This is a genomic window from Myxococcus sp. CA033, assembly GCF_013336625.1.
In the GTDB taxonomy this organism is placed as follows: Bacteria; Myxococcota; Myxococcia; order Myxococcales; family Myxococcaceae; genus Myxococcus; species Myxococcus llanfairpwllgwyngyllgogerychwyrndrobwllllantysiliogogogochensis.
Genome location: NZ_JABUMU010000012.1, coordinates 233,806 through 247,942 on the forward strand (window position 1 = coordinate 233,806; position 14,137 = coordinate 247,942).

The following is a 14,137-nucleotide window of genomic DNA, read 5'->3' on the forward strand; positions in this document are numbered from 1 at the left end:
ATGCAGCTCACGGACCTGACGATGCTGGAGCTCGCGGAGAAGCTGGCCGCGGGTCAGGTGTCCTCCGTGGAAGCCACTCGCGCGTGTCTGGAGCGCATCCAGCGGGTGGACCCGAAGATTCGCGCCTTCCTGCGCGTGGACGAGGCTGGTGCCCTGGCCGCCGCCGAGGCCAGTGATGCGCGCCGCAAGGCGGGCACTCCGGCAAGCCCCCTGGACGGCGTGCCCGTGGGACTCAAGGACCTCTTCCTCACCGAGGGGCTGGAGACCACCGCCGGCTCGCGCGTGCTGGAGGGCTTCGTGCCGCCGCTGGACGCGACGGTGGTGCGCCTGTTGCGAGAGGCGGGCCTGCCGCTGTTGGGCAAGCTCAACCTGGATGAGTTCGCGATGGGCTCCTCCAACGAGTCCAGCGCCTACTTCCCCACGCACAATCCCTGGGACGTGACGCGCACGCCGGGAGGCTCCTCGGGAGGCTCGGCGGCGGCGGTGGCCGCGCGCGAGGTGTTCGGCGCGCTGGGCACGGACACGGGTGGCTCCATCCGCCAGCCCGCGGCCTTCACCAACACGGTGGGCCTCAAGCCGACGTATGGGCGCGTGTCGCGTTACGGCGTCATCGCCTATGCCTCGTCGCTGGACCAGCCCGGGCCGATGACGCGCACGGTGTCGGACGCGGCGGCGCTGCTTCAAATCCTGGCGCGGCATGACCCACGGGACTCCACGTCCGCGCCGGTGAAGACGCCGGACTATTCGGCGGAGCTGGAGAAGGGCGTGCGCGGGCTGAAGCTGGGCGTGCCGCGCGAGTACTTCGCCCAGGGCATGGAGGAGGAAGTGGAGGCCTCCGTGCGCGCGGCCCTGCGCGAGTATGAGCGCCTGGGCGCGACGCTGGTGGACGTGTCGCTGCCGCATACGAAGTACGCGCTGGCGACGTACTACCTCATCGCTCCCGCCGAGGCGTCCAGCAACCTGGCCCGCTACGACGGCGTTCGCTACGGCCTCAGGGCCAAGGACGCTCGCGGCCTCAAGGAGCTGTACTCGCTGACGCGCGAGCGGGGCTTCGGGCCGGAGGTGAAGCGCCGCATCATGCTGGGCACGTACGCGCTGTCCGCCGGCTACTACGACGCCTACTACCTGCGCGCGCAGAAGGTCCGCACCCTCATCCGCGAGGACTTCACGCGCGTCTTCCAGGAGGTGGATGCGCTGGTGGCCCCCATCTCCCCGGTGGCGCCGTTCAAGCTGGGCGAGAAGGTGGATGACCCGCTGTCCATGTACTTGATGGACGTCTACACGCTGCCCTGCAACCTGGCGGGCGTGCCGGGCCTGTCGGTGCCCTGCGGCTTCACGAAGGCGGGGCTGCCGGTGGGACTCCAGATTCTGGGACGGGCCTTCGACGAGGCCCTCCTGCTGCGCATCGCTCGGGCCTTCGAGCGCGAGCACGACTTCTTCCGCCGCCTCGCGCCCGTCTAGGGCACGAGGTCCGCATCGGTGACACCGCCATGCCCGTGAGCGATTTCCAGCCCGTCATCGGCCTCGAGGTCCACGCGCAGCTCCTCACGCAGTCGAAGATTTTCTGCGGCTGCTCCACCGCGTTCGGCGCGGAGCCCAACCGCAACACGTGTCCTGTGTGCCTGGGTATGCCCGGCGTGCTGCCCGTGCTCAACGAGCGCGTCGTCGACTTCGCCATCCGTACGGGCCTGGCGCTCGAGTGCCGCGTCAACGCGAAGAGCGTGTGGAGCCGGAAGAACTACTTCTATCCGGACCTGCCCAAGGGCTACCAGATTACGCAGTACGACCTGCCCATCTGCGAGTACGGCAAGCTCCTCATCGACACGCCGCAGGGCGAGAAGCTCATCCGCGTGCGCCGCATCCACATGGAGGAGGACGCGGGCAAGAGCGTGCATGACGCGGGCGGGGGGCAGAGCCTGGTGGACCTCAACCGCGCGGGCGTGCCGCTCTTGGAAATCGTCAGCGAGCCGGACCTGCGCGACGCGGACGAGGCGGTGGAGTACCTCAAGGCGCTGCGTGACGTGCTCGTGTACCTGGGCGTCAACGACGGCAACCTGGACGAGGGAAGCTTCCGCTGCGACGCCAACGTGTCGGTGATGCCCAAGGGCTCCGACACCTATGGCCAGCGCTGCGAGCTGAAGAACCTCAACTCGTTCCGCTTCGTGAAGCAGGCCATCGAGTACGAGATTTCCCGGCAGGTGGACGTCATCGAGTCCGGCGGGAAGGTGGACCAGGAGACGCGCCTGTGGGACGTCAACAAGGGCGTCTCTCGCTCCATGCGCAGCAAGGAGGACGCGCACGACTACCGGTACTTCCCGGAGCCGGATCTCCCGCCGCTGCACGTGACGACGGAGGTCATCGAGGCGGTGGGCCACGAACTACCGGAGCTGCCTCGCGCGAAGCTCCAGCGCTTCGTGAGTCAGTACGGCCTGCCCGCGTATGACGCGCGCATCCTCACCGCGGAGCGCCCGCTCGCGGACTTCTTCGAGGCGTGCGCCGAGCGCTACCCGGACGCGAAGAAGCTCTCCAACTGGTTCCTCGGGGAGCTGCTGCGGCTCTTGAAGGAAGAGGGCTCGACGGTGTCCTCGGTGCGCTTCACGCCCGGGCAGTTGGCGGAGCTGCTGGGCGCGGTGGACCAGGGCACGGTGTCGGCGAACGCGGGCAAGGACGTGCTGGCGGAGATGTTCCGCACGGGCCGCTCGGCCTCGGACATCATCACGGAGAAGGGCCTCGCTCAGGTGAGCGACACGGGCGCGATTGAGGCCGTGGTGGACGACATCCTCGCGAAGAACGCGGGCGAGATTGAGAAGTACCGCGCGGGCAAGAAGCAGGTGTTCGGCTTCTTCGTGGGCCAGGTGATGCGGGCCATGAAGGGCAAGGGCAACCCCGCGCTCGTCAACGAATTGCTCAAGAAGAAGCTCGGCGACTGATTACGCGGGACACGCGGGCACGGTGACGTGGAGCACGTCCTCGTCCCGTGGGTGCTCCGAGCGCGCGAGCACCCTTGGCTGTGCCTCGTCCGTGCGCTCGAGGATGAGCGAGGGCGCCTCGAAGTGGTTGTCGAACAGGTCTCCCACGAGCTGGGCCGTCACGGTGTAGCGGACCCGGCGGAAGCTGGAGAGCTGGGAGGCAAGGCCCTCGTCGAACCACTGCTCGCTTCCCGCGCGTGGGTTGTCTTCCGTCGAGTCGAAGGGCCACGGTGAGTCCCACGGCCACGGGTTGGCGGAGGGGTGGGCGAGGATGTCCGCACCCAGGGCGTCCAGGTACTGCGCGCAGGGGACGAACCAGGGTTCCTTCGTGGTGTGGGGCGTTCGGAAGGCGTCGTAGCCCAACAGCGTGCCCAGTCGGCCGAAGGGTGTGGCGAGCACCGTCAGGTCCTCGGGCCGTCCGGGACTCAGGTGCAGCACGTCCTCGCGCCCGGGCACCAGGTTCACCTTGCGCGTCACCGCCACGCAGTGGCCCTCGGGGTTGAAGGTATGGCTGGTGTTGTACGTGCGCGCGCCTCGGGGCTCGAAGTCCGGGGTGCCGAATCCTCGCCTGTTGTCCGGGAGCAACGCGCTGCCCGCCACCACCCACAGACCGAAGTCCCGGGCGATGCCGGAGAACGTCTCGTGCACCACGCGATGCACGCGGGAGGCGAGCGCGGCGTAGAGGCACTCTTCTCGCGTCGGAGGCTGGAGTGTTCTCCAGGCGCGCCACATCGGCCCCCACTCGGCCAGCGCCACTCGCCGCATGGCGCTTCGAGTCGTCGTGTGGCGCCGCACGCGGGGAAGGTGGCCCATCATCCCCAGGGGCGCGCCCACCAGCTCTGGCCACACCGCGAGGGCGGGATGAAGAGGACGGCCAGAGGTGTCGCGCGCCCGCAGGCCATCGATTCGTGCCGCGAGCGCACGGTGCTTCGCGGTGAAGGCAGCGGGGGACGCGTAGTCCTCGAGCGCGATTCGGGGCTGGAGGGCGAACAGCTCGACGTGCGTGGGGGAGAGGGCGTCGTCCACGAATGGGCCAGGGCAACCGGTGGGGCGCGAGCTTGCGCCGTCCACCGGGCGGAAGCGTGTGCCTACTTCAAGAGTCCGTTCTCCCGCAGACGCTGTTGCAGGAAGGCGCCCGCGGTGATGGGCGCGTGGCGGGCCGGGTTGTCCGGCGTCTCGGTGCTGGGCAGCGGCTTGAGCACGCAGTCCGAGAACGGATGCACGAAGAAGGGCAGCGAGTAGCGGACCGTGTCCTCGTCCGTGCTCTTCGGATTCACCACCCGGTGCGTGGTGGCGGGGATGACCTCGTTCGTCACGCGGCTGAGCATGTCGCCGGAGTCCACGACAATCTGCCCGCGCAGCGTGTCCACGGGCAGCCACTCGCCGTCGCGCGTGAGCAGCTCCAGGCCGGACGCGGTGCCTTCGCACAGCAGGGTGATGAGGTTGATGTCCTCGTGCTCGGCGGCGCGGACTCCACCCGGGATGAAGCGCTCGCGCAGCGGCGGATAGTGGATGAGCCGCAGCACCGAGTTGCCGTCGGTGGCCATGTCACTGAACGTCGTGCGCGCCACGCCGAAGAACTCCGCCAGGGCCTGGAGCATGACGCCGGCGGCGCCATCCAGCTCGCGGAAGAGCGACAGGGTGTTCTCGCGGAAGGAGGGCACTTCCCCGGGCCACACGTTGGCGCCGTAGTCCTTCAGGTACGGGTGGCCGGCTGGAAGCTCGCGGCCCACGTGCCAGAACTCCTTCAGGTCCCCCACCTTGCGGTCCTTCGCGTGCTCCTTGCCGAAGCCGGTGTAGCCGCGCTGGCCCGCCAGCTCCGGCACCGCGTAGCGCGTCTTCACGTCCTCCGGGAGCTGGAACAGTCGCTCCACGTCCGAGTAGGTGCGGCGGATGAGCGCGTCGTCGATGCCATGGCCGACGATGGAGACGAAGCCGAACTCCCTCAACCCCTCACCGAAGACTTGTACGAAACGAGCGCGCGCGGTGGGTGTGCCGCTTCGGTAGTGGGACAGGTCGAGGAGGGGGATGCGGCGTGAGGTTCCGGACATGGGCTGCGCACTCTAATCGAGCGTGATGGATTGTCGGCATCGACAGCGTCGGCCGGCGGACCGTCTTCATGTACCGCGGCGCTGGCTTGCGTCACACCAGCCGACATCCTCGCGGGCCGCCAGTGGTCAGCTCGGGACGGGAATGTCCAGATTAGCAGGGCAGGCCCGGGGGAGTGGCATGGCCGAGGTGAGCAGCGGTGATGCGTGCGAGGCGTGCGGCCAGCGACATGGGTCGGCGACGTCTTGCTCGACGCTGGTTCGCGCGGAAGGAGAGGGGCCGGCGCCCAGGCCGAGGTGCCCCGTGGCAAGCGAGGAAGCAGACCCATTGGTGGGCGCTCGTCTGGGCAGCTTCCGACTGGTGCGCCGATTGGGGCGCGGCGGCATGGGGACGGTGTACCTGGGCGAGCACGTGTCCATCGGCAGTCGGGTGGCGGTGAAGGTCCTGCACGAGCACCTGGCCATGTACCCGGAGCTGGTGCAGCGCTTTCACGCGGAGGCTCGGGCCGTCAATGTCATCGGCCACGAGAACATCGTCAGTATCTTCGACCTGAACGCGGGGCCGCCCCGGCCGTACCTCATCATGGAGTACCTGGACGGCGCGCCGCTGTCGGCCTGGGTGGGCACGCCGCTGCCCGCACCGGCGGTGGTGTCGGTGCTCTCGCAGGTGTGCGACGCGCTCCAGGCCGCGCACTTGAGTGGAATCGTCCACCGCGACCTCAAGCCGGACAACATCTTCCTGGTGCGGCGCGGGCGGGGCACGCCCTTCGTGAAGGTGCTCGACTTCGGCATCGCGAAGCTGGCGGATGCGAACATGCCGCAGACCCACGCCGGCATCATCGTGGGCACGCCCGAGTACATGGCCCCGGAGCAGTCACTCAGTCGTCGCGTGGACGGGCGCGCGGACCTGTATGCGTTGGGCGTCATCGCCTATCAGCTGGTCACCGGGCGCCTGCCCTTCGAGGACGAGGGGCTGACGGCGCAGCTCGTGGCCCATCAGATGCGAGCGCCGCCGCCGCCTCGCTCGGTGCATGCGGCGGTCCCCGTGGCGTTGGAGCGGGTCATCCTGCGCACCCTGGCCAAGGCGCCCGAGGAGCGGTACACGACGGCCGCCATCCTGCGCGCGGCCCTGGAGGGAGCACTGGCGGAAGAGGCGCGTGCGCGCACGAAGCCGGCGCGTCCTCCCGGGACTCCGCCAGCGCCCGTCAGGACGGTTCCTCCCGCTATCTCACCGGAAATCGTCGTGATGGAGGACGCCATGGCGCCCTGGTCGCCGGCGCCTCGGCCCGTGTCTCCAGGGTGGGCCTCGTCGCCTCCGCGGAGTGCGCCGGTAGCGCCTCCACGTCTGGCTCCTCCGGTGCCTGTCGCGAGTCGTGAGGGGGCCGCGCGCGCGGGCATGCCCGTCGGCGCGGGGACACCGCCTTCGCCAGTGGCCGTCGCGAGTCGTGAGGTGGGTCCTCGCGCGGGCATGCCGTTCGGCGCGGGGACACCGCCTTCGCCAGCGGCCATCGCGAGTCGTGAGGTTGGTCCCCGCACGGGCATGCCCGTCGGCACGGGGACACCGCCTGCGCCAGTGGCCATCGCGAGCCGAGAGGGCGCTCCGCGCGTGGTCATTCCCGTCGGCCTGGGGACGCCGCCTGCGCCAGTGGCCATCGCGAGCCGAGAGGGAGCTCCGCGAGTGGGCGACCCTGTCGGCATGGGGGCACCGTCCGCGCAGGCTCTCGTGCCGATGGCCGTCGCGAGTCGTGGCGGTGTTCCGAGCGTGGGTGCAGCCCTCGGAAGTGGGACTCCTTCATCGAGGGCACGCACGGTGGAGCTGCCGGTGCGCGTGGTGTTGCGGCCCGGGGAGACGCCGGTGTGGCTGACGGGCTCGGACCTGTCGCGCGGAGGGCTGTTCCTGCGCAGCGAGGGGGTGCTGCCACCCATCTTCGCGCGGCTGCCCATGGTGCTGGAGCTGGACTCCGGGCCGCAGTCCGTCGTCTGCGAGGTGGTGCGCCACGTTCCGGAGGAACAGGCTCGCGTCTGGGGCATGGCCACGGGCTTCGGCGTCCAGTTCGTCGAAGCCACGCTGGCGCTCAAGGCCTCCGTGGACGCGCTCCTGCGAGCAGGTCCCAACCGCCGTCCACCTCCTCCACTCGTGCCCATGGCGGACGACGCGGAAGCCGCGCACGTGCTGGAGTCGTACCGGACGCGGCTCGCGGGGGACCACTACGCGGTGCTGGCCGTGCCCCCTGACCTGGAAATGGGCGCCCTGCGCACCCGCACACGCGAGGCCCGTGGCTCCCTGGAGTCGCTGCGCCAGCGGCCTTTGTCACCCTCGCAGTGCCTGCTGCTCGACTCGGTGCTGGGCCGGCTGCATGAGGCCGGAGACGTCCTGGGCACGGTGACTCAGCGGGCGCTGTATGACGCCTGGCGGGGCAATCACCGAGGTGTCGCCCGATGTCTGGAGGCGGGGCTCACGTCGGAGCAGCTCGATTCCCTCCGGCGGGAGTTCCTCGCGCGCAGGCCCCAGTCCGCGGGGATGGCGCGTGTGCACTATCTCTCCGGCTCCGCGCTGGAGCGTGAAGGGCAACTGTCGCGTGCCCTGGAGACCTACGAGCGGGGGCTGGCACTGGACCCGCTGGAGTCGAGCCTCCACCACCGCTACCGCACCGTCCGCCGGGCGCTGGATGCTCGCGGCGCTTCGGAGCGCACCAACGACAGGACCCGACCTTCCTGACGGAAGACCGGGCCCGGTGAGGCGCGAGGAGCGGGCGACTACCCGCCAGCGGCGGCGGCGCAGGTGGCGCTGATGCCCTCGGTGCGGTCGAAACAGTCGCTGAACTGGTCAATCCACTCCACTTCGCTGCCCACCCTGCAGTCCGGCAGATCCTGGATGCAGTCGGCCAGGTCGCTCAGCCGGTCCTTGTCGCTGTCCGAGCAGGCATCCAGCGCGTCCTCGCAGACGCCCTTGTCGAAGGTGTCCTCCTCCTCACCCCCCGTATCCGTGCCGCAGGCCGACACCTTCTCCTCCAGGGCCTTGTTCGCGTCCTCCAGGTCATCGCAGGCGTTTCCGCCGCAGCCGGCGCCGAACAAAAGGGTGACGGCGGCCATCAGGCCGAACATGAATTTCTTCATTGTGGAATTCCCCCCCGGGGGACAGTCAGATTGGTTGGACGGTGATCGGCCGGGCTTGCTCTGGCCGGACCATCAGGTAGGGTCGCCCTTTCCCAGGGGCAATCTGGACTGCCGGACGAGATGATCCAGCAACCGTCTTGACTCCCCAGGGCATCTCCCGTAAATCCGGCCGTCCTTTGCGCCACAGGGCGGTCCGTCCGTCCGAAATGCGCGGCCGATTCCACGGGTTGACCCAACCCGAAGCTGACAGGGGTTAGACGATGTACGCAGTGATTCGCACGGGCGGAAAGCAGTACCGCGTCGCCGAGGGCGATGTCCTCCGGATCGAGAAGATTACCGGCGACATCGGGGCCGAGGTGTCCTTTACCGATGTCCTGCTGCTGGGCGGCACGGATAGCCCCAAGGTGGGCCGTCCCACGGTCTCCGGCGCTCGCGTCGTGGGCAAGGTGCTCGCGCAGGACAAGCACCGCCGCGTCCTCCATTTCCGCAAGGAGAAGGAGGGCTGGACCCGTCGCCGTGGCCATCGCCAGCCGTATACCGAGGTGAAGGTCACCTCCATCTCCGGCTAGTCCGGACGGTTTCACCTCAACTTCAGGAGCAAGGTGTCATGGCCCATAAAAAGGGACAGGGTTCTTCGCGAAACGGTCGCGATTCCAACCCGCAGTACCGCGGCGTGAAGGTGTACGGCGGCCAGGAAGTCTCGGCTGGCAGCATCCTGGTTCGCCAGGTCGGCACGGTCATCCACGCGGGGTCGAACGTGAAGCTCGGCCGCGACTTCACCCTCTATTCGGTGGTGGACGGCATCGTGAAGTACGAGCGCCTGGGCCGCGACCGCAAGAAGGTCTCGGTCTATCCGGCCGCCGAGCAGGCCAGCGCCTGACGGTAACCCGGCCTCACAGGGCCGGTCGCCGCGAGGCATCCACGAGCGGGTCGCTTCTCCAGTCCACGCGCCCTTTCCGGCGCCCAGGACGCGAGGCGGCCCGCTCTGCGTTTTTCAGGAGACGCTTTCATGAAGTTCGTCGATGAGGTCCGCATCTTCGTGAAGGCGGGCGATGGCGGTAACGGCTCCGTGTCCTTCCGGCGTGAGAAGTTCATCGAGCGCGGTGGGCCCAATGGAGGAGACGGCGGCAACGGTGGCTCCGTCATCTTCGTGGGAGACCCCCAGCTCACCACGCTGCTGGACTACCGCTATCAGCAGCACCACCGCGCCAAGAATGGCGAACACGGCATGGGCAGCGACTGCAACGGTCGCGCGGCCGACGACATGATCCTCCGCGTGCCGGTGGGCACGCTGGTGAAGGACCACCACACCGAAGAGTTGCTGGTGGACCTGAGCGAGCCGGGCCAGCGCTGGGTGGCGGCCAAGGGCGGGCGGGGTGGGTTGGGCAACATGAACTTCGCGACCTCGACGCGGCAGACCCCGCGCTTCGCCCAGGACGGGACGAAGGGCGAGGAAGTCACGTTGCGGCTGGAGCTGAAGCTGCTGGCGGACGTGGGCCTGTTGGGCTTCCCCAACGCGGGCAAGAGCACGTTCATCTCGCGGGTGAGCCGGGCCCGGCCGAAGATCGCCGACTACCCGTTCACCACGCTGGTCCCCAACCTGGGCATGGTCCAGTACAAGAACGACCTGTCGTTCGTGATGGCGGACATCCCCGGCATCATCGAGGGCGCCAGCGAGGGCGTGGGTCTGGGGCACCAGTTCCTGCGCCACGTCGAGCGGTGCAAGGTGTTGATCCACCTCATCGACATGGGCGCGGAGGGTGAGGGCCGCGAGCCGCTGCACGACTTCGACGTGCTCAACCGTGAGCTGGCGAAGTACAGCGCGGAGCTGGCGAGCCGGCCGCAGGTGGTCGCCGCCAACAAGCTGGACCTGCCGGATGCGCAGGCGCGTCTGGAGGCGTTCCGCGAGGCGCTGCGCGAGCGCGGCATCCGCGTGTACCCGGTGTCCTGCGCCACGGGCGAGGGCATGCCGGCGCTGATGGACTCGGTGGCGGAGGTGCTGTTCACCGGTCGCACCGAAAAGCTGCATGTCGAGGCTCCGCCCCGAGCGAAGGGCGCGAGCAACAAGTCCGTGGCCAAGGCCGCGATTGCCAAGGTGCGCGAGACCCTCTCCAAGGGTACCGCCGCCGTGGTGAAGGCGACCGCCGCGAAGCTGGGGCGGGCGAAGAGCGCTGCTGTGAAGAGTGCTCCCACGAAGCAAGGCAGTGCGAAGGGAGCTCATGTGAAGACGACTCTGGTGAAGCAGGCCGCGGTGGCGAAGGCGGCGACGAAGGCTTCGGCGAAGAAGAGCGCTGGGGCGAAGAAGGCGGCGGCGACGAAGGCCCCCGCGAAGAAGGCCGCTGCCGCGAAGAAGGCTCCGGCGAAGAAGGCCGCTGTCGCGAAGAAGTCCGCGGCGAAGAAGGCTCCGGCGAAGAAGGCCGCTGCCGCGAAGAAGTCGACGACGAAGGCCGTGGCGAAGAAGGGCACCTCGGCGAAGAGGGCCTCTGCCGCGAAGAAGCCCGCGTCGCGCAAGTCAGGCGGAAGGGGCTGAGACGATGGCTGGCGGCGGTCCTCGGTACGAGCGCTTCGAGAAGGACAAGTTGGAGCCGGAGCAGTTCCTGCTCGATGTGCGCAAGGAGAAGATCGACCGCGTCGTCAGCCAGCGTACGCGCAACTTCACGGTCGTCCTGGACCGGCTGGAGGACAGCTTCAACATGGCCGCGGTGCTACGCACCTGCGAGTCCATGGGGGTCCAGGAAGTCCACGTCGTCATCAACCCGGAGGCACCCTTCCTGCCGAACTCGAGGGTGGCTCAGGGCTGCGACAAGTGGCTGGACGTGAAGCTCTACAAGTCCTTCGGCGAGTGTCGCGAACACCTGAAGTCGCGGGGCTTCCAGTTGTACGCCGCCGCCATCCGTGACGGTGCCACCAGCCTGTATTCGCTGCGCTTCGACGGGAAGGTGGCCATCGTCCTCGGCAACGAGCGCTACGGGGTGAGCGACGACGTGCTCAACGCCGTGGACGGGACGTTCTGGATTCCGATGCGGGGCTTCAGCCAGAGCCTCAACATCTCCGCCGCTGCCTCGGCGTGTGTCAGCCGGGCGATTGCCTGGCGGGATGAGCACCTGGCGGGGGGCTCTGGAGACCTGTCGCCGGACGAGGCGCAGGAGCTCCGCGAGCGCTTCTACGTGCTGGCCATCAAACAGAGGAAGCGGATCTTCAAGAAGCAGCCATGAATGCCGGCCCCCCGGGGCGCGTCGGTATGGGGTAGATGGACGCGGTGGGCCTACCCGGCCCCCTGGAGACGCACGCCATGTTCCTGGAAACCCTGCTCGCCACGCTCCTGTCCGCGCAAGCGGTGCCCCAGACCTCCTCCTCGCAGGCCGTCCCCACGCAGCCCGTCCTGGTGGCCCAGGGCGCGCCGGCGGGCGCTGGAAAGCCCACGGTGCCGCCTCCCACGGGCGGCGCGGCCAAGGCTCCCGCAGCCCAGCAGGGCGTGAATCCGGTGACGCCCGCCGCGAAGCCGCCCGCCACCGAGTCAGGCAAGCCGGCCACGACGCCCCCTCAGAGCGCGCCGGACACGAAGCCCGCCGTGAAGGCCACGGCGCCGATGACGCCCGAGGTGAAGTCCCTGGTGGACCGGATGCAGGCCTTCTACGAGAAGACCGGCGACTTCAAGGCGGGCTTCCGGCAGGACTACAAGTACAAGACCTTCCGGCGCACGCAGACGTCCGAGGGTGTCGTGTCCTACAAGAAGCCCGGGCTGATGCGGTGGGAGTACCAGAAGCCCTCCGTGCGCACCTTCGTGCTCGCCGGCAACAAGATCTACGCGTACGACCCGACGGCCCAGTCGCTCACGGTGGCCAACGTGGACACGAGCCAGCTCTCCGCCTCGGTGACGTTCCTTTTCGGACAGGGCAGGCTCGCGGACGAGTTCGCCATCAGCAAGGGGGCCTGCAAGGACTGCAAGGGCACGCTGCTGGTGTTGGATCCGCTGAAGGTGGAGCCCCGCTTCAAGCAGGTCCGGCTGGAGGTGGACCCCGCGTCGGCGCAGGTGCTGAAGAGCACCGTGGTGGATCCGGACGGCAGCGAGAACACCATCTCCTTCCTGGACCTGAAGACGAACGTGGGCATCTCCGCGGACAGCTTCAAGATGGACGTGCCGGACGACACTCGCGTGGATGACTTCACCAAGCAGAAGAAGCAGTAACCTGCGCGCCGTGCGCGGCGCGTTCCTGCTCTGGGTGGGTTTGAGTGTGGTGGGGGCTGGGTGTCACCGGGAGGTGGCGTCCGGCCCTTCACGTTCCGAGGGACTGACGGGGCGGACGCTGCCGCTGCTGGCGTCGCCAGCGCTGCGCCTCACCGTCGCGGGGAGGCTCGGGACTCGTGTCGTCCCGGTGGTGCTGGACGTGGCGAGGCCCTTGTCGATGGTCTCCCAGGAGTGCTTCGACGGAGGTCCTCCCGCGCCCGATGGCACCGTGCGCGCACCTGAAATCGCGGGAGGCTTCAGGGCCTGGCCGGTGGTGCCGCTGCCCGTGCTCACCGTGGGAGGGGCTTCGGTGCCGCTGCGCACCGCGGGGCTGTCGGGTGAGAAGCCCTGCTCATTGACGCTGGGTTCGGACGTGCTGGAGCCCTATGCGCTCACGGTGGATCCGCTGCGGCGAGAGGTGACCTTCACCGCGTCGCGTCCGCGTGAGGCGCAACCGGCGGCGGAGGTGGCTTCGGATGCCGCGCGGGAAGTGCACCGCGTGGAGCTCAGTCGCGAGCCGGTGGGCGACTGGCCCCTCCTGGCGGTGCGGGTGTCTCAGGGGGAGGCGGAGCTCACCGGACCCTTCGTGCTCACCACGCGCGAGCCCTTCTCGCGCATCGCGGTGGGGCCCGCCGAGGCGCAGGGGCTGCAACCCTTGGAGACGGTCGCGCATCTGCCGCCGCGCACCTTCGCGGTGGACTCGGTGGACGTGGCGGAGGGCGTGGGCGCGCGGCCGCTGGTGGTGGAGGCGGCGGGACGATGGGACTCGCCGAGCAGCCTGGGACGGCTGGGGCCTGACGTGTGGGGGCGCTTCACCGCGACGCTGGATGCGAAGGGCGGGGTGCTGGTGCTGCGGCGTCCACGAGTCCGAGCAGTGGACGAGACTGAAGTGGGTTCGGTGTCATCACCACGGGCGGGGAGGGCGGAGGGACCCGATGCGTCCGCGACTTCACCACGGTCCACGACGACGGAAGGCGCAGGAGGGATGGGGGCGAGCGCATCCTCGACGCCGTCCGCGGGGACAGTCGGTGCCGCACCAGTGCCTTCAGGGGGCACTGCCTCGTCTCCGTCACGCTCCACGACATCCCCTGCTGCGACAACTGGCACTGCACCAAGGGCTTCGGGCACCGCTTCACCTTCGCCCGAGTCACCAGCACGGCCCACGGCGTCGGCGGCCCCCACGGCGCAGGCTCCTGGTGGCACCTCGCCCTCAACATCGTCGGAGCCGGCACGTCCGGCGACTCCGAGCCCTGTCGCCAGGCGACAGCAGTGCACCGATGCGCACGGCGTCTTCAGCGAAGAGGCCTGCTACGGCCTGCACGTGCGCAAGGAACCCGAGGGCGGCATCTCCGTGGTGGGCGCGGTGTTCCGCGACCTGCCCGAAGGCGGACGCCTCCATTTGGAGCCAGTGGGCGCGGATGGCCAGCGGTTGGAGTCCGGGTGCGGAATCGGCCTGAGCTTCCCGGCCACCAGTCGCGGTTTGACGACTCAGCACCGCCTGCCGTGGCCGTCGCTCGCACATGCCCTGCCCGTGTGCCACGCGGCGCTCGTTCAGGCGCGAGGCTTCAACCTGGCGCTCTTCGAGGAGGGCAGTCAGCCTGAGTGCCCCACGGCGTGCGCCTTCGTCACCGAGACGTCCTCGCGCCGCACGGTGTGCGAGTGCCAGCCCACGCCCCTGGGAGAAGGGGTCGCCGCGCCATCCCGCAAGGCACCGTCTCGCGAACCACCGCGCGAGGAGCGCGAGCTGGAGCCCGACGACCCGAGTTGAGAGCCTC

The 14,137-nt window shown here is 69.2% G+C and carries 12 protein-coding genes; 9 read left to right on the forward strand and 3 right to left on the reverse strand.

Annotated features, from left to right (window positions below):
- Both gatA and gatB read left to right on the forward strand, forming a co-directional pair.
- Positions 1–1,461: an Asp-tRNA(Asn)/Glu-tRNA(Gln) amidotransferase subunit GatA gene (gene gatA, locus HUA78_RS26430; RefSeq protein ID WP_174454820.1), complete on the forward strand. Its 1,461-nt coding sequence runs from the start codon at positions 1–3 to the stop codon at positions 1,459–1,461.
- 29 nt (positions 1,462–1,490) lie between these two features.
- The gene (gene gatB / locus HUA78_RS26435; RefSeq protein WP_174466908.1) at positions 1,491–2,930 is read left to right on the forward strand and encodes an Asp-tRNA(Asn)/Glu-tRNA(Gln) amidotransferase subunit GatB; all 1,440 of its coding nucleotides are present in this window, start codon (positions 1,491–1,493) and stop codon (positions 2,928–2,930) included.
- Here the strand turns inward: gatB and HUA78_RS26440 are convergent, their stop codons facing one another.
- The gene (locus tag HUA78_RS26440; protein WP_174466907.1) at positions 2,931–3,995 is read right to left on the reverse strand and encodes a carbon-nitrogen hydrolase family protein; all 1,065 of its coding nucleotides are present in this window, start codon (positions 3,993–3,995) and stop codon (positions 2,931–2,933) included.
- Between the two features lie 62 nt (positions 3,996–4,057).
- Positions 4,058–5,020 carry an isopenicillin N synthase family oxygenase gene (locus HUA78_RS26445; protein ID WP_174466906.1) on the reverse strand — a complete coding sequence of 321 codons (963 nt, stop codon included), beginning with the start codon at positions 5,018–5,020 and terminating at the stop codon, positions 4,058–4,060.
- Positions 5,021–5,198: 178 nt separating this feature from the next.
- Between HUA78_RS26445 and HUA78_RS46630 the strand changes: the two genes are divergently transcribed.
- Positions 5,199–7,736 carry a serine/threonine protein kinase gene (locus HUA78_RS46630; RefSeq protein WP_254623908.1) on the forward strand — a complete coding sequence of 846 codons (2,538 nt, stop codon included), beginning with the start codon at positions 5,199–5,201 and terminating at the stop codon, positions 7,734–7,736.
- 38 nt (positions 7,737–7,774) lie between these two features.
- Here the strand turns inward: HUA78_RS46630 and HUA78_RS26460 are convergent, their stop codons facing one another.
- Positions 7,775–8,134 carry a hypothetical protein gene (locus HUA78_RS26460; RefSeq protein ID WP_141646507.1) on the reverse strand — a complete coding sequence of 120 codons (360 nt, stop codon included), beginning with the start codon at positions 8,132–8,134 and terminating at the stop codon, positions 7,775–7,777.
- A 260-nt stretch (positions 8,135–8,394) separates the two neighbouring features.
- Between HUA78_RS26460 and rplU the strand changes: the two genes are divergently transcribed.
- The 6 genes from rplU to HUA78_RS46635 all read left to right on the forward strand — a co-directional run bounded on the left by rplU (position 8,395) and on the right by HUA78_RS46635 (position 14,130).
- Entirely contained in the window at positions 8,395–8,703 is a 309-nt protein-coding gene (gene rplU, locus HUA78_RS26465) for a 50S ribosomal protein L21 (RefSeq protein WP_141646506.1), read from the forward strand.
- Positions 8,704–8,741: 38 nt separating this feature from the next.
- Positions 8,742–9,014 (forward strand): 50S ribosomal protein L27, encoded by a 273-nt coding sequence (gene rpmA, locus HUA78_RS26470; RefSeq protein ID WP_141646505.1) that lies wholly within the window; start codon positions 8,742–8,744, stop codon positions 9,012–9,014.
- A gap of 129 nt (positions 9,015–9,143) precedes the next feature.
- Positions 9,144–10,664 carry a GTPase ObgE gene (obgE, locus tag HUA78_RS26475; protein ID WP_174462888.1) on the forward strand — a complete coding sequence of 507 codons (1,521 nt, stop codon included), beginning with the start codon at positions 9,144–9,146 and terminating at the stop codon, positions 10,662–10,664.
- A gap of 4 nt (positions 10,665–10,668) precedes the next feature.
- Complete coding sequence (locus tag HUA78_RS26480; RefSeq protein WP_141646006.1) at positions 10,669–11,349, forward strand: RNA methyltransferase; 681 nt, start codon at positions 10,669–10,671, stop codon at positions 11,347–11,349.
- 77 nt (positions 11,350–11,426) lie between these two features.
- Positions 11,427–12,323 (forward strand): outer membrane lipoprotein carrier protein LolA, encoded by an 897-nt coding sequence (locus HUA78_RS26485; RefSeq protein ID WP_174462887.1) that lies wholly within the window; start codon positions 11,427–11,429, stop codon positions 12,321–12,323.
- Positions 12,295–14,130: a hypothetical protein gene (locus tag HUA78_RS46635; RefSeq protein ID WP_254623909.1), complete on the forward strand. Its 1,836-nt coding sequence runs from the start codon at positions 12,295–12,297 to the stop codon at positions 14,128–14,130. Before HUA78_RS26485 ends, HUA78_RS46635 begins: the two co-directional genes overlap by 29 nt.
- The last annotated feature ends 7 nt before the right edge of the window (positions 14,131–14,137 follow it).

Excerpts from the sequence above, each read along its gene's own strand:
- gatA (WP_174454820.1), top strand. The coding sequence starts at position 1 with ATGCAGCTCACGGACCTGACGATGCTGGAGCTCGCGGAGAAGCTGGCC.
- gatB (WP_174466908.1), top strand. The coding sequence starts at position 1,491 with ATGCCCGTGAGCGATTTCCAGCCCGTCATCGGCCTCGAGGTCCACGCG.
- HUA78_RS26445 (WP_174466906.1), bottom strand. The coding sequence starts at position 5,020 with ATGTCCGGAACCTCACGCCGCATCCCCCTCCTCGACCTGTCCCACTAC.
- HUA78_RS46630 (WP_254623908.1), top strand. The coding sequence starts at position 5,199 with ATGGCCGAGGTGAGCAGCGGTGATGCGTGCGAGGCGTGCGGCCAGCGA.
- HUA78_RS26460 (WP_141646507.1), bottom strand. The coding sequence starts at position 8,134 with ATGAAGAAATTCATGTTCGGCCTGATGGCCGCCGTCACCCTTTTGTTC.
- rplU (WP_141646506.1), top strand. The coding sequence starts at position 8,395 with ATGTACGCAGTGATTCGCACGGGCGGAAAGCAGTACCGCGTCGCCGAG.
- rpmA (WP_141646505.1), top strand. The coding sequence starts at position 8,742 with ATGGCCCATAAAAAGGGACAGGGTTCTTCGCGAAACGGTCGCGATTCC.
- obgE (WP_174462888.1), top strand. The coding sequence starts at position 9,144 with ATGAAGTTCGTCGATGAGGTCCGCATCTTCGTGAAGGCGGGCGATGGC.
- HUA78_RS26480 (WP_141646006.1), top strand. The coding sequence starts at position 10,669 with ATGGCTGGCGGCGGTCCTCGGTACGAGCGCTTCGAGAAGGACAAGTTG.
- HUA78_RS26485 (WP_174462887.1), top strand. The coding sequence starts at position 11,427 with ATGTTCCTGGAAACCCTGCTCGCCACGCTCCTGTCCGCGCAAGCGGTG.
- HUA78_RS46635 (WP_254623909.1), top strand. The coding sequence starts at position 12,295 with ATGACTTCACCAAGCAGAAGAAGCAGTAACCTGCGCGCCGTGCGCGGC.